This is a genomic window from Pseudomonas sp. W2Jun17 (assembly GCF_023127795.1).
In the GTDB taxonomy this organism is placed as follows: domain Bacteria; phylum Pseudomonadota; class Gammaproteobacteria; order Pseudomonadales; family Pseudomonadaceae; genus Aquipseudomonas; species Aquipseudomonas synxantha_A.
In genome coordinates this window covers 15531-30430 of the sequence record NZ_SPKO01000010.1, presented here as the reverse complement: position 1 = coordinate 30430, position 14900 = coordinate 15531, and the positions used below count along the sequence as shown (strand labels likewise).

Sequence of the window (14900 nt, the reverse complement as noted above, 5' to 3'; positions counted from 1 at the left end):
TAACGAAAACAACCATCTGCAATCCCTCGCACTGTTCAATCAGGCGAGGGACTTTGCAGAGGTTTTCAGGGCAGGGGAGTAGAGCTTATCCGGCGCTTGCGTGGGAAGTTTCAGCAACCTTGTCGCGCAGCACCAGGCTGCACAGCGCAGGCAGGAACAACAGCGTCAACACCGTGCCCACCAGCACGCCGCCAATCAGCACGTAGGCCAGCGACGACCAGAACACCGACAGCGTCAGCGGAATAAACGCCAGCGCCGCTGCCAGTGCGGTGAGGATTACCGGGCGCGCACGGCGCACTGTGGCTTCGATGATGGCCTCGCGAATCGCCATGCCGTGATCCTGGTTCTGGCGGATCTGGTCGGTAAAGATCAGTGTGTTGCGCATCAGGATGCCGCCGATGCCGATCAGCCCGAGAATCGCGTTGAAGCCGAATGGCTGGTTGAACAGCAACAAGGTCGGCACTGCACCGATCAGGCCCAGAGGCGCGGTAGCGAACACCATGAACATCACGCCGAACGAGCGCACCTGGAACATGATCACCGTGAGGGTCAGCAGGATCATGATCGGGAACAGCGCCGCCAGGGCCACGTTGGCCTTGGCGCTTTCCTCTACCGGGCCGCCGATGTCGATTTTGTAACCACTGGGCAGCTTGGCGATCAGCGGTTGCAGGTCTTTGTACACGGCCATTTCCACATCGGGCGGTTGCACGCCGTCGATGATGTCGGCGCGCACTTCCACGGTGGTGGCGCGGTCACGGCGCTTGAGGATCGGTTCTTCCATCACCGCCTTGAAATGTCCGACCTGGGCCAGCGGCACCGACGTACCGGCGCTGTTGGTCAGCGTCATGTTATTGAGGTTGGCAAGGTCTTCGCGTTGGCTGCCCTGGGCGCGGGCCACCACTGAGACGGTGCGGTTGCCTTCGCGGACTTCGGTGATCGGGTTGCCGCTGAGCAGGGCGTTCAACTGGGACTTGACCTCGTCGGGGGTAAAACCCAGCAAGCGCAGGCGGTCCTGGTCCAGCACCAGGCGATAAGCGCTGGCACGCTCGCCCCATTCGAGGAAGGTGTCTCTGGTCAGCTTGTTGCCGGCCACGACCTGGCGCACGTCTTCAGACAGCTCGCGCAGCACATTGAGGTCTGGCCCGGAGACGCGAAACACCACCGGGAACGGCACCGGCGGGCCGAAGACGAGCTGTGTGACCCGCACCCGCGCCGATGGAAATTCGCCTGCCGCAATGCGCTCGCGCATACGCAGTTTCAGCGCATCGCGGGCGTGGGAGTCGGGGGGTTGCACGATCAGCTTGGCGAACGCCGGGTCGGGCATTTCAGGGTTCAACGACAGGAAAAACCGCGGTGCACCGCCGCCCACATACGTGTCCACCATGCTGGTCTGCGGCTCTTGCAACAGGGCTTTCTCCACCTGCGCTGCCACCGCTTCGGTGCTTTTAAATGCGCTGCCGGGTGGCATATACACTTCAAGAATCAGCTCCGAGCGGTCGGAGTCGGGGAAGAACTGTTTCTTCACCACCGCCATACCCAGGCCGCACAGCACGAACGCGGCCACCACCAGCCCGGTTACCAGCCAGCGCCCGCGCACGCAGGCCTCCACCAGGCTGCGCAGTTTCTGGTAGTAGCGCCCGGCATAAATCGCATCATGCCCGCCGGGGACTGGCTTGATGTGCGGCAACAACTTCACGCCCAGGTAAGGCGTAAACACCACGGCCACCAGCCAGGACGAAATCAGCGCGAAACCTACGATCCAGAAAATATTCCCGGCGTATTCGCCCGCCCCGGAGCGCGCAAACCCTACCGGGAGAAAACCGATGATGGTGACCAGGGTCCCGGTCAGCATCGGCGCCGCCGTGGAACTCCAGGCGTAGGTGGCCGCGTGGATCCGATCAAAGCCTTCTTCGAGTTTGACCACCATCATCTCGATGGCAATGATCGCGTCGTCCACCAACAAACCCAGGGAAATGATCAGTGCGCCGAGGGTCACACGGTCGAATTCACGGCCGGTGACCAGCATGATCACGAACACGATCGAGAGCGTCAGCGGCACGGCTGCCGCCACTACCAGCCCCACGCGAAAGCCCAGGGCCAGCAGGCTGATCAGCATCACCACGGCCAGGGCGACGAAGAATTTGAGCATGAACTCGTTGACCGCCAGGCTGATGTTTTTCGCCTGGTCGGAGACTTTGGCGAAGTTCACGCCCAAGGGCAGGTCGGCCTGGATCCTGGCTTCCTGGGCCAGCAGGCTCTTGTCCAGTTCCAGGCCGTTCCAGTGTTTTTCCATGATCACGCCCAGCATCAGCGCGGGGTCGCCCTGGTGACGGATGCGGTAGCTGGGCGGGTCTTCATATCCGCGGCTCACGGTGGCGACATCAGCGATGCGCAGCACGCGGCCATTGACTTGCAGCGGCACGTTTTCGATCAGCGCGAGGCTGTCGAAGGCGCCGTCGATGCGGATGTAGGCACGGGCGCCGGCGGTTTCGACGAAGCCTGCGGGCGCCACGGCGTTTTGCGCGGCGAGGGCGGCGAAGATTTGCTCGGGCTTGATGCCCAGAGTTGCCAGGCGCTCATAGGAAAACTCCACAAACACGCGCTGGGCCTGTTCACCAAGGATATTGACCTTCTTTACCCCCGGCAGGTTGAGCAAGCCCTGGCGCAGTTCCTCGGCCATTTGTACTTGCTGGCGGTGGGGCAGGTGTTCTGCCTCCAGGGCATACAAGGCGAAATACACATCGGAATATTCATCGTTGAAAAACGGCCCGATCACGCCCTTGGGCAGTTGCGCGGCTTCGTCGCTGAGCTTTTTGCGTGTCTGGTAGAACAGCGCCTGGATCTCGCTCGGGCGTGTGGATTCGAGGAAGGTCATGCGCATCGACACGAAACCCGGCTGGGCGATGGTCTCGACGCGGTCGTAGTAGTCCAGTTCCTGCAGGCGTTTTTCCAGGCGGTCGGCCACTTGCTCCTGCATCTCCTGGGCGGTGGCGCCGGGCCAGGCGGCGGTGATGGTCATGACCTTGACGGTGAACGAGGGGTCTTCGGCGCGGCCCAGCTTGCCGAACGCGAAGACCCCGGCGACGAGGATCGCAATCAGCAAAAACAGGGTGACAGCGCGGTGTTTGACGGCCAGTTCGGAGAGGTTGATCCCGCGCATACTCATTGATCCTGCTTACGGTTGAGGGCCAGCGCTTGGGAGGGCAGCAAGCGCACCGTATCGCCGCTGTGCAACAGGTGAGCGCCGAGGGCGACGATGGTTTGGCCGGGTGTTACGCCGCTGTCGAGCAAGGCGTCCTCCTGGCCGAGGCTGGCGACCTTCACCGGGGCGAAGCTGAGTTTGAAATCGTCGCCAATCACCCATACGCCCGTGCCTTGCCCTGCATCCTGCAAGGCGCCAATGGGTACGCGGGTTTGCAGGGGCTGGCCGTTGCCTTGCAAGCGCACGGTGATGGTGGAACCGAGGGCGAAACGTTCGACCGCACCCTGCAGCACATAACGTGCGCGGTAGGTGCGGGTCACGGGGTCGGCGCTGGCGGACAGTTCGCGCAGAGTGGCGGTCACGGCCTGGTCCGCTGCGCCAAAGGGAAGCGCCAGGGCTTTTTGCGTAGCCAGGTCACGCTGGTTCTCCGGCAGATTGACGATGGCTTCGCGGGCGCCGTCATGGGCCAGGCGCGCCACGATTTGCCCTTCGGCTACCACCTGGCCGCGATCGGCCAGCACGTCGGTGATGATGCCGTCGCCATCGGCCTTGAGTACTGAATAAGTGCGACGGTTTTCGATCTGGCTGGCATCCGATTGCGCCGCGGCCAGTTCGGCCTGGGCGACGCGCAGGTTAGTGGCCGACTGATCGAAGATCTGCCGCGACACCGCGCCGGTACTGGCCAGGCGCTGGTAACGGTTTTCGTCATCGCGGCGCTGGCGCAGTTGGGCCTGGGCGGCGTTGACGCGGTTTTTTGCCGAGCGCAGCGCCAGTTCGAAGTCGCCAATGTCCAGCACCAACAGGGTGTCGCCACGGGAGACGTGCTGGCCGGGGTCGACCTTGCGTTCGATCACCTTGCCGCTGACCCGAAAGCCCAGGTCGCTTACCGTGCGCGCGGCCACTACACCGGTATAGGCGCTTTGCTGGGTGCCGGCTGCTTCGACCTTGGCGGCGAGTACCGGGCGCGGCACTGGCACCTGGGCGGTATCGGCCTTGCTGTTGCAGCCATTGAGGAACATCAACAGGGCCAGGGGCATGAGAAAACGCAGGGGGAGAGGGGGCATGGCGAACTCCGGAAACCATTGTGCAAAAAATTACGGTAGTAATTTTTTGCTTATATTATGGTTGAAATATAAATTAATCCAGCCCCCCGATAATCCCAGTCAGCTATGTGCAGATCTCCTGTGGGCTTGTTCGCGAAAGCGCAGTGCCAGTCACTGATGAGTCAACCGAACCACCACTATCGCAGCATAGGCATCTACACAACTTTGTAGCTGCCGCACGCCCCGTAACCACGATGCGAAGCGAGCCGCTCTTGATCTTGATCTGCTCTTGATCTCAGGCGCCCCGTTAAACCACGCTGGCCGGAATCCGACATGGATTTGGGGGGTAAACCGGCAGGGATGCCGGTTTAGCCGCCCCGCGCCATGGATGGCGCGGGGCGGCGGCCCCCCAAATCCCTGTCGGATTACGGGCACACCGAGCCCAGGAGCCGCCGTAAGGGCGGAACCCTAAGTGGCCGTTACCGCAGGAATGGATATGCACCCGGTATAACTGCGTCGCCTGTCAGGCCGCCTTCGCGAGCAAGTCGAATCGTCGCACCGCCCCTCCCACAGTTGGATCGCGGGGTGTCAGGTAGGTAGGTGTCGGCTGGCAAGCCACCATCGCAGGCAAGCCCGCCTACAGGCTAAAGAATTGTTCTATATGTAGAACGATCAGGGCCAGTTTTGCCCTCTAGTGCTCAGAGGTGAGGCGAATTAAGCTGTACTCACTTTGGAGGTACATCATGAAAAAGCTAATTGGTATCTACACCAGCCCCCGCGCCCACTGGGTCGGCGATGGTTTCCCGGTACGCACGCTGTTTTCCTACGACACCATGGGCAAGCACATCAGCCCATTCCTGTTGCTGGATCACGCAGGCCCGGCTGAATTCACCCCGACTGAACAGCGTCGCGGCGTCGGCCAACACCCGCATCGCGGTTTTGAAACCGTGACCATCGTCTACGACGGCGAAGTCGAGCACCGCGATTCCACCGGTGCCGGCGGCAAAATCGGCCCGGGCGATGTGCAATGGATGACTGCAGCCAAGGGCATTCTCCACGAGGAATTTCACTCCCAAGCTTTCGCTCGTAGCGGCGGGGCGCTGGAAATGGTGCAACTGTGGGTCAACCTGCCGGCCAAGGACAAAATGGCGGATGCCGGTTACCAGACCATCGTGGATGGCGATATCCCGGTGCTGCCATTGGCTAACGACGCGGGGCAATTGCGCCTGATCGCCGGTGAGTTCGCCGGTACTCAGGGCCCGGCCCGCACCTTTACGCCGATTGACGTGTGGGACTTGCGCCTCAACGCCGGTAAGGCGGTCACGCTGGACCTGCACGCCGGGCGCAACACGGCCTTGGTGATCCTCAGCGGCACTGTGTTGGTCAACGGCAAAGAAGTCGCGCGCCAAGGGCAACTGGCGTTGTTCGAGCGTGACGGTGATCAGATCACCCTGGAGTCCAATGACGACGCCAAGGTGCTGCTGCTCAGCGGTGAACCCATCGACGAGCCCATCGTCGGCCACGGTCCGTTCGTGATGAACACCGAGCAGGAGATTCACCAGGCGTTCGCCGACTTCCAATCGGGCAAGTTCGGGCAGATGCACGCCTGACGGTTCACCGCAAAAAACCTGTAGGAGCGAGCTTGCTCGCGAAGAACTTCAACATACTGCGTTCAATCAGACAGAACGCGTTATCGTTGTGGTTTTTCGCGAGCAAGCTCGCTCCTACATTTTGTTCCCAGGGTTCTTATTTCATGCGATCTTCTCGGCATTCGCCCTGGAGTCGCCTGGATGCCCTCATTTATCGCTGATCACCCGATGTTGTGCGCCGTGGCGTTGATCCTTATCGACATTGCCGTGTGGCGCCTTATTTCCCCCAGCCTGGCCAACTGGAAACTGGCGGCGCGGCTGGTGATCTTTGCGGTATTCAGTGCCGTGTTGTTCAACGACGGCATGAACCCCATGCAAGCGGCGCCCTATGCCGACGACACCACCTTGCACCTCGCCGCCACGGCGTTGCAGATCGGCTGGTGGCTGTTCGCGGCGCGCACCCTTACGGTGTTGCTCGGCGCGGTGATGATGCAGCGGGTCGGCCATACCGGGCGTTTATTGCAGGACCTGCTGGGCGCGGTGATTTTCCTGATCGCGATCATCGCCGCCATGGCCTATGTGCTCGACCTGCCGGTCAAAGGCGTACTGGCCACCTCCGGCGCCGTGGCGATCATCGTCGGCCTGGCGCTGCAAAGCACCTTGAGCGATGTGTTTTCCGGGATCGTCCTCAATACCACCAAGCCTTACCAGATCGATGACTGGATCTCAATCGACGGTACTGAAGGCCGCGTCACCGACATCGACTGGCGCGCCACGCGCCTGCAAACGTCCCAGGGCAGCCTGGCGGTGATCCCCAATTCCCTGGCGGCCAAAGCCAAGATCATCAACTTTTCGCGCCCGGCAGACATGTTCGGCCTGGCGGTCAGCCTGCAAGTCAGCCCCCATGCGCGCCCGCAAACCGTGATCGAGGCCCTGGAGCGTGCCATGCAGGGCTGCCGGCCGCTGCTGGCCAAGCCCGCCCCAAGCGTGGCGTTCAAGGCCTCCACCAGCGGCGGCGTGGAATATGAAATCAGTGGGTTTGTGCCGGCCATGGGCCTCAAGCGTGAAACACGCAACCAGCTTTACGACCTGGCCTATCGGCATTTGCAGGCGGCAGGTGTGGGGCTGTTGTCCTCCACCGAAGGCAGCACGCCGCCATCCGTGTCCGGCGCCCGCGCTCTGCTTGAGCGCTCGTCGATCTTCTCCACCTTGCGTCAGGAAGAAAAAGACACCTTCAGCCAGAACATGACCCTGCACACCTACCGCGCCGGTGAGATGATCCTGGCGGCGGGAGAGGTCAGCGATCACCTGTTCATCATCGAGTCTGGCGTGGTCTCGGTGCTGTTGATCAAGGACGGGCACAAGTTCGAGGCCGGGCGCATGGGGCCGGGGGAGGTGATCGGTGAGTCCGGCATCCTTTCCGACCAGGCGGCACTGGCGGATTTTTCGGCCAAGACCTACTGCACGCTGTACCGCATCGAAAATGAATACCTCAAGCCGTGCCTGGACGCTCGGCATGATATCGGCGAAGCCATGAAAGCGCTGCTGGATTTCCGTCGCCATGCCGCCCAGGCCCTGACCGAAGACGTACCCGTGGTGCCGGTCAAGAAGGGCTTCATCCAGTGGCTGAGGAAGCGTGGCCTGTAGATTGGTCACCTGTTCTTCGCCCGGATTGGCTATTTCTCCAGAACGCTGCGCTGATTACTCTGCGCACCTGTCCCAACGTTCTGGAGTCTCATCATGCAAACCCGTACCGATTTCTACACCGCTTCCCCAGACGCGATGAAAGCCATGCTCGCCCTGGAAGCGGCGGTGGGCAAACTCTCCATCGAATTGCCACTGCTGGAACTGGTGCGCCTGCGCGTCTCGCAAATCAACGGCTGCGCGTTCTGCCTCGACATGCACACCGCCGATGCGCGCAAAGGCGGCGAGACCGAGCGGCGTCTGTACACCCTGTCGGCCTGGCGCGAAACGCCATTTTTCACCCCACGTGAACGCGCCGCCCTGGCCTGGGCCGAAAGCCTGACCCTGCTCAGCCACACCCACGCCCCGGATGAAGACTTCAACGCCCTGGCCGCCGAATTCAGCCCACAGGAGCAAGTCGACCTGAGCGTGGCCATCGCCACCATCAACAGCTGGAATCGCCTGGCGGTGGGGTTTCGCAAGATGCCCAAGTAAGGCATCAGTTGGCTTTGAAATAACCACGCGGGGTGCTGCCGGTCATGCCTTTGAAAAAGGCGATCAACGCACTGTCGCTGGCAAAGCCCAGTTCAAAGGCGCAGTAGCCCAGGCTGCGCCCGGTGGCGAGCAGTTCGATCACCCGCATCAGTCGCCACTGTTGGCGCCACTGCTGATACCCCAGGCCGGTCTCCCTGAGAAAAATCCGGCCAATGGTCTTGGTGCTGGCGCCAATGTGCTGCTCCAGTTCCTGCAATGTCGGTGGCAAGCGGTCGAGTTGGGCCAGCAAGGGTGCCAGGCGCTTGTCTTGCGGCAACGGCAGGAGCAGGGGCTGCTCGACCGCGTGGCGGATTTCGTCCAGGCACAGCCCAAGCAAGTGGGCATAGCGGCCGGTGTGCCAATCGGTCTCGAAGGGTGCCATAGCCATCGGTTCCAGTACGGCCCGCAGCAAGGTACTCACTTGGATCACTCGCACCTGCGCGGGTAACTGCCCGGCCAGGGCCGCGCTCACGTACACCGACCGGTAATCGACCGCGTGCTGCATCACCGCGCGATGAGGCAGGCCGCAAGGTATCCAGGCAGCGCGGGTGGGCGGCAGCAGGCACAGCTGGGTGTCCAGCGTGATGCGCGTGCAACCTTGCTGGGTGAACAGCAACTGCCCGCGCTGGTGGCGATGCATGCCGGAGTCGTGATTGCCCAGCACCGCAGCGATGCCGATCACGGGAGCGGCAAACGCGTCGGGATTGAAAGACGCAGTCGCTTCAAGCCAAGCCATGGTTTGTCCGATTTTATGGATAAAATGTCGAAGTCTGGATAATACCCCAGTTGGCGCGCCCTAGAATTCGTCCATTGTTTATATGGATGGACCTGGTGATGAAGGCTGGAAATTTGCTGATGCTGATGATGGCCTTGCTGATGTTCCCGCAATTGGCCCAGACCCTGTACAGCCCGGCCCTGGGCGATATCGGCCGGGTGTTCGCTGTCGAGCCTGAGCGGGCGGGGCAGACACTGTCGGTGTACTTCCTGGCCTTCGCTTTTGGTGTAGTGGTATGGGGGCGCTTGAGCGATCGTTGGGGGCGGCGGCCCGTGATGCTGATCGGGCTTGGGGTTTATGCAGGCGCCTCGGCGCTGGCCTTGAATGTGACCACATTCAGCGGTTTGTTGCTGGCCCAGGCGTGTGCTGCTTTCGGTGCGGCGGTGGGGTCGGTGGTCACGCAGACCGTGTTGCGTGACCGGTTCCACGGCGCTGGACTGGCCCAGGTGTTTTCGCTGATGGGCATTGCGCTGGCGGCCAGCCCCGCCATCGGGTTATTCAGCGGTGCGAGCCTGGTGGAGTGCTTCGGCTATCGCGGCGTGCTTGGCACGTTGCTGCTGCTCGCACTGGGGTTGTGGGCCTGGTGCCTGTGGGCCCTGCCGGAAACACGCCCGGCATCGTTGCCCACGGCCGCCCTTGGCCAGACACTCGGATTGATGCTCAAGGATGCCGGAATCTGGCGCTCGGTCGGATTGGTGGCAGCCTTCAATATTGCGCTGTTCAGCTATTACAGCGTGGGGCCGTTTATCTTCGCGCACCTGGGGCGCTCCACTGCCGAGTTCGGCTACAGCGGCGTGCTGCTGGCGTTGGGGTCCGGCCTGGGGGCGTGGCTGAACAAAGCCTTGCTCAAGCGTGGTATGGACAGCGATCAATTGGTGTTTGTCGCTGCTGCAGTGGCGGTGGTGGGGAGCCTGCTGGTACTGGCCCTGCAACACAGCTGGTTATTGGTATGGCCGATGTTGCTGGTGGTGCTGGCATTCGGCATGGCGATACCCAACGTGCTCGGCGGCGCGTTAGTCGACTACCGCGATCGCCTCGGCACTGCCGCCGCCTTGTTTGGCTTGCTGTATTACCTGGTGATTGGTGGCGGGCTGACCCTGGTGGCATGGACCCAGGACCTTGGCTGGAGCCTGTTGGTATGCAGCTTGGCGGCGTTGTGGCTGGCAACGCCGCGGGTATTCAGAAGTTGACCGATGCACTCAAGCGCGCCGTCAGCGGTGCGCCCTGGAACAGGTAGTCATCGCCCATGTATTCGCCTGCGTCGCGCCAGTAGCGCTTGTCGAACAGGTTGTCGACGCTCAGGCGAAACACCGTCTCGTACCCATCGACCTTGGTGGTGTAACGGCTGCCGACATTGACCACCGCGTAATCACCCACCTGTACATTACCGGTGCGATTGGCGTATTTCTTGGCGCTGTATTGCACGCCGCCCAGTACCGCCAGGCCATTGACCCACGGCAAGGCATAGTCGGCGTACAGGCTGGCGCGCAGCTTGGGCACGTTGATCGCCTGGTGGCCTTCATAGTCCGGCGTGCCGCTGCCGCTGACCCGCGCTCGAATCGCTGCCACGCTGGTTGCGATTTGTAGGCGGTCGGTGGCCCAGCCGTTGGCGGACAATTCCAGGCCGGTGTTCTTCTGCTGGCCTTGCTGCAGGTAGGTGAAACCGTCACCTTCGGGCTTGGCGTATTGGTAAGCCTGGCGCGTCTGGAACACGGCAGCGGCAAAGCTGATGCGGCGCCAGTCGTATTTAACCCCGGCTTCGATTTGGCGCGAGACGGTGGGGGCGAGGGTTTCATCCTGGTTTTTTGCGAACCACGGCGCCGTGCCGCCCAGTGACAGGCCCTTGCTGTAGCTGGTGTACAGCGAAACGTTGTCCACTGGTTTGTAGATCAGCGAGGCCTGGGGCAGGAACACGTATTGTTGGGTATGGCGTGTCTGGTTGCCGGTGACGCCGTCAAAGGCTTTTTCATCCAGGCGTACTTCACGGCCACCGAGGATGGTTTGCCATTGTTCGTTGAAGCGGATGCGGTCGGTGACGAACAGGCCGTACTGGCGGCTGTCGAGGTTGCGGTGGCTGTCGTTCAGCGGTTTGTCGGTAGGGGGAAAACTCGGAACTCGTTCGTCGATATTGGCGGTGCCGATAAATTCGTTGACCGACTTGCGTTTGTCGATCACCCGGCGAAAGGCGCTAGTACCAAACGTCAGTTCGTGGCCTATGTTGCCGGTGTCGAACAGGCCGGTCATGGCCGCCTGGATTTCGTCGTCGCGGCGAGTGTCGTCAGGGCTGCGGTAATCGTAGACGTCGTAATTGCCTTCGGGGCTGAAGTAGTTCGGTACGCTGGTTGAACTGCAACTGGCCGACCCGTAGCAGCCCCACGCAAACGAGCTGTAATCGTCAATCACCACCTTGCTGCGCGCCGCACTGACACTGCCTTTCCATTGATCGCTGAAACGGTACTCGAACTTGCCGTTGAGGTTCTGCGAATCAATCCCCACCTGCTTGCCGCCGGTCTGGTGCCCCAGCAGCTTTTTCGGCGAGGCGTCATGGGGCACTTCCGTACCCCCCAACAGTTGATACCCCGGTACCGAACGTTGTTGCTTGTTCTGGTACTCGGCATCCAGTTGCAGCACGGCGTCGGGGCTGATGTTCCAGTCAAAGGCCAGGGACAGGAAATCGCGCTGGCCATTGGCGTGTTCCACATAGGAATTGAGGTCTTCATGGGCGACGTTGGCACGCAGGCCGAACTGCTGCTCGCTGCCAAACCAGCCGCCGACATCGGTGGCGATATAACCGCTGCCGCGATCATCGGTAGACACCGTCACCGAGCGCACGTCCTCCGGCCGCTTGGTCACGTAGTTGATCACGCCACTGGGCTCGGAAATGCCGCTCTGCAAACCGGCCAGGCCCTTGAGCACTTCCACCTGCTGCTTGTTTTCCAGGGCGACGTTCTGCTCGCCTGTGATGGTGCGCCCGTTGATCTTGTAGCTGCTGGCCGCATTCAGCGAGAAGCCGCGCACCACGAAGTTTTCGTAATAGCCGATGGGCGCGTAACTGTCGCCCACCGAGGCATCGTTGCGCAGCACTTCACTGAGCAAGCGTGCCTGCTGGTCCTTGATCAAGGCTGCGTTGATCACCGTGATCGAGGCCGGAGTGTCGAGCAATGGTGCTTCATTGAAACCGCCCACCGAAGCGGTTTCATTGTGGTAACCGGACTCATCCAGGCCCTGGACCTTCACCGCCGGCAATTGGATCTCGGCGGCCAGGCTGCTGCCGATGCCGCCACTGAGCAGCAGGCCGAGGGCAAAACGTGAAGTGACGACGGGTCGAAAACGCAGAACCATGGGCAGGGCCTTATAGCGCGGGGCGGGGGCGCATAAGCTAGGCATAACGGCCAGGTTTTACAAGCGTTCGGTACTCGCGCACACCGAGCCTGGGCGAGGTGCCGAGTGGAGGGGCAAGAACATTTGATTACTTTGCCGCTTTTGCAAGGTGACCCGCCGGTGGGCGGAACCGATAGTGGCCGTTACAGCACAATGGATATGTACTCGGTCTGGTTAAAGGTGGGAGGGGGCTTGCCCCCGATGGCGGTGGGCCAGCCCCAGATGTATTGGCTGACACTCCCTCATCGGGGGCAAGCCCCCTCCCACCTTTTTGAATGCGTTTCAACGTGAGCGCTTGAGGGTTTCGCTGGGCAGTTCCTTGAATAGTGCTCGATAGCTATTGGAAAACCGCCCCAGATGCCAGAACGACCAATTCATCGCCACCTCGGCCACGGTGGTATCCGCGCCACTCAATAGCTCCCGCCGCGCCCCATTCAACCGACGCAACCGCAACCACTGCGCCGGACTCATCCCGGTGTAGGTCTTGAACCCTTGTTGCAATTGGCGCAACGGCACACCCGCAATCTGCGCCAGTTCCAGCAGGTTGGCAGTTTCATCCGGAGCATCCGCCGCCCATTCACCGATACGCGCCATCAACCGGCGTTCTTCATTGCGTTTTTGCAAGGAACTGCCGTCCAGGCACACGCAGGCGTTGTCGAGGATAAACAGGCAATCGTCGAGCAACTGCTGGGTCAGGGCATCACGGCTGATGGGGTCGGTCAGTGCCGACAGGCGCGTAAGGGTACCGCTGAGCCAGCGAGTGAACAGCGCGTTTTGCTGACAGGCCAGTGGCGCCATGAACAACCCTTCCAGTCTGGCCATGTCCAGCCCATGGCGCTGCACGAACTGCGGGCCGAACACCACCGCCACTTCGCGGTAGTTCTGCGGGGTGATCCAGGTATTGCGGCTTTCGCCGTTAAGCAGGTACAGCGCGTTGTCGCTGCCATCGAAGCAGAACGACAGCGAGCCTGGCGGCGCGTTGAAGTGCTGTTCCACGCGGGTGTTCATACATTCTTCGTACACCTGCACGCCTTGCAGGTCGAGGTAGCGCACGCGCCCGGCGAAATGCCCGGGGGACATTTGCTGGTAATGCTGAACCCAACCGGGTGTCGCACTGCATTGGGCGGTCACATCGCCGGTAGCGAAGGCCTGTACGCGCAAAGCGGTTGCCTGTGTCATGGGGGATCCGTGCGCACTCTATTGGTGCGTTGTACTGCGTGCAAAGTGGATAGATGCCGTTTCAAGGCCGGCCCAAGATAGACCTCAATGTGTCGACTGTACAAGCCGGCGCCGCATCCCACCCAAGACGAGGTCCTTATGAACGCCCCCTTCGATCAGCTCTCCACCTGGCTGAAAGAACACAAGATTACCGAAGTCGAATGCGTGATCAGTGACTTGACTGGCATTGCGCGCGGCAAAATTGCACCCACCAACAAGTTCCTGCATGAGCGAGGCATGCGCCTGCCGGAAAGTGTGCTGCTGCAAACGGTAACCGGGGACTTTGTCGACGACGACATCTACTACGACCTGCTGGACCCGGCCGATATCGACATGATCTGCCGTCCGGTGGCCAACGCCACCTACGTGGTGCCCTGGGCCATCGAGCCCACCGCCATCGTGATCCACGACACCTTCGACAAACAGGGCAACCCGATTGAACTGTCGCCGCGCAATGTGCTGAAAAAAGTCCTGCAGCTGTACACCGACCAGGGCTGGCAGCCGATTGTCGCGCCGGAAATGGAGTTCTACCTGACCCAGCGCTGCGAAGACCCGGACCTGCCGTTGAAAACCCCCATCGGTCGTTCGGGGCGTGCCGAAACCGGGCGCCAGTCATTTTCCATCGATGCCGCCAACGAATTCGACCCGCTGTTCGAAGACGTCTACGACTGGTGCGAAGCCCAGGGCCTGGACCTCGACACACTGATCCACGAAGACGGCCCGGCGCAGATGGAGATCAACTTCCGTCACGGCGATGCCCTGGACCTGGCCGATCAGATCACTGTGTTCAAGCGCACCCTGCGCGAGGCCGCGCTCAAGCACAACGTGGCCGCCACGTTCATGGCCAAGCCGGTGGCCGACGAACCCGGCAGCGCCATGCACCTGCACCAGAGCGTGGTGGAAATTGCCACCGGAAAACCGGTGTTCGTCGATGCCGACGGCAACATGAGCCCGTTATTCCTGCATCACATCGGCGGCCTGCAGAAGTACATCCCCAAGCTGCTGCCGATGTTTGCACCCAACGTGAACTCGTTCAGGCGCTTTTTGCCGGACACCTCGGCGCCGGTCAACGTCGAATGGGGTGAAGAAAACCGCACCGTCGGCCTGCGCGTGCCGACTTCCAGCCCCGAGGCGATGCGCGTGGAAAACCGCTTGCCGGGTGCCGATGCCAATCCCTACCTGGCGATCGCCGCCAGCTTGTTGTGTGGCTACCTGGGCATGATCGAGCAGATCGAGCCCAGTGCGCCGGTGGAAGGCCGTGCCTATGAGCGCCGCAACCTGCGCCTGCCGTTCACCCTCGAGGATGCCCTGGCACGCATGGAAGACTGCGACACAGTCAAGCAATACCTGGGCGAAAAATTCGTGCGCGGCTACGTCGCGGTCAAGCGCGCCGAGCATGAGAATTTCAAGCGGGTGATCAGTTCCTGGGAACGTGAATTCCTGCTGTTGAGCGTCTAAAACAACGATAAAAGGGG

Annotated in this window: 10 protein-coding genes; 5 read left to right on the top strand and 5 right to left on the bottom strand. The window is 61.5% G+C overall.

What is annotated here, in order from left to right; genetic code table 11:
- Positions 1 to 85 precede the first annotated feature (85 nt).
- Together E4O98_RS08930 and E4O98_RS08925 are read right to left on the bottom strand one after the other, a co-directional pair.
- Positions 86 to 3160: an efflux RND transporter permease subunit gene (locus E4O98_RS08930; protein WP_248134732.1), complete on the bottom strand. Its 3075-nt coding sequence runs from the start codon at positions 3158 to 3160 to the stop codon at positions 86 to 88.
- Between the two features lie 2 nt (positions 3161 to 3162).
- A complete protein-coding gene (locus tag E4O98_RS08925; protein WP_103734944.1) occupies positions 3163 to 4266 on the bottom strand; it encodes an efflux RND transporter periplasmic adaptor subunit in 1104 nt (367 codons plus the stop codon).
- Positions 4267 to 4988: 722 nt separating this feature from the next.
- Between E4O98_RS08925 and E4O98_RS08920 the strand changes: the two genes are divergently transcribed.
- The 3 genes from E4O98_RS08920 to E4O98_RS08910 all read left to right on the top strand — a co-directional run bounded on the left by E4O98_RS08920 (position 4989) and on the right by E4O98_RS08910 (position 8012).
- Positions 4989 to 5855, top strand: coding sequence for a pirin family protein (locus tag E4O98_RS08920; RefSeq protein ID WP_032880753.1), 867 nt, complete (start codon positions 4989 to 4991; stop codon positions 5853 to 5855).
- A gap of 180 nt (positions 5856 to 6035) precedes the next feature.
- Positions 6036 to 7481 carry a mechanosensitive ion channel family protein gene (locus E4O98_RS08915; protein WP_032880754.1) on the top strand — a complete coding sequence of 482 codons (1446 nt, stop codon included), beginning with the start codon at positions 6036 to 6038 and terminating at the stop codon, positions 7479 to 7481.
- A gap of 93 nt (positions 7482 to 7574) precedes the next feature.
- Complete coding sequence (locus E4O98_RS08910) at positions 7575 to 8012, top strand: carboxymuconolactone decarboxylase family protein (RefSeq protein ID WP_005788953.1); 438 nt, start codon at positions 7575 to 7577, stop codon at positions 8010 to 8012.
- A gap of 4 nt (positions 8013 to 8016) precedes the next feature.
- Here E4O98_RS08910 and E4O98_RS08905 read toward each other — a convergent pair whose 3' ends face one another.
- A complete protein-coding gene (locus E4O98_RS08905; RefSeq protein ID WP_032880755.1) occupies positions 8017 to 8787 on the bottom strand; it encodes a helix-turn-helix transcriptional regulator in 771 nt (256 codons plus the stop codon).
- Positions 8788 to 8885: 98 nt separating this feature from the next.
- On the opposite strand from E4O98_RS08905, the gene E4O98_RS08900 reads away from it, so the two are divergent.
- On the top strand, positions 8886 to 10016 hold the full coding sequence (locus tag E4O98_RS08900; protein ID WP_248134730.1) for an MFS transporter: 1131 nt from the start codon (positions 8886 to 8888) through the stop codon (positions 10014 to 10016).
- On the opposite strand, the gene E4O98_RS08895 is transcribed toward E4O98_RS08900, so the two are convergent.
- Both E4O98_RS08895 and E4O98_RS08890 read right to left on the bottom strand, forming a co-directional pair.
- The gene (locus E4O98_RS08895) at positions 10006 to 12168 is read right to left on the bottom strand and encodes a TonB-dependent siderophore receptor (protein ID WP_248134728.1); all 2163 of its coding nucleotides are present in this window, start codon (positions 12166 to 12168) and stop codon (positions 10006 to 10008) included. The genes E4O98_RS08900 and E4O98_RS08895 overlap by 11 nt on opposite strands.
- Before the next feature lie 321 nt (positions 12169 to 12489).
- Positions 12490 to 13386, bottom strand: coding sequence for a helix-turn-helix domain-containing protein (locus tag E4O98_RS08890; RefSeq protein ID WP_078821166.1), 897 nt, complete (start codon positions 13384 to 13386; stop codon positions 12490 to 12492).
- A gap of 138 nt (positions 13387 to 13524) precedes the next feature.
- Between E4O98_RS08890 and E4O98_RS08885 the strand changes: the two genes are divergently transcribed.
- Positions 13525 to 14883 (top strand): glutamine synthetase family protein, encoded by a 1359-nt coding sequence (locus tag E4O98_RS08885; protein ID WP_005788943.1) that lies wholly within the window; start codon positions 13525 to 13527, stop codon positions 14881 to 14883.
- The last annotated feature ends 17 nt before the right edge of the window (positions 14884 to 14900 follow it).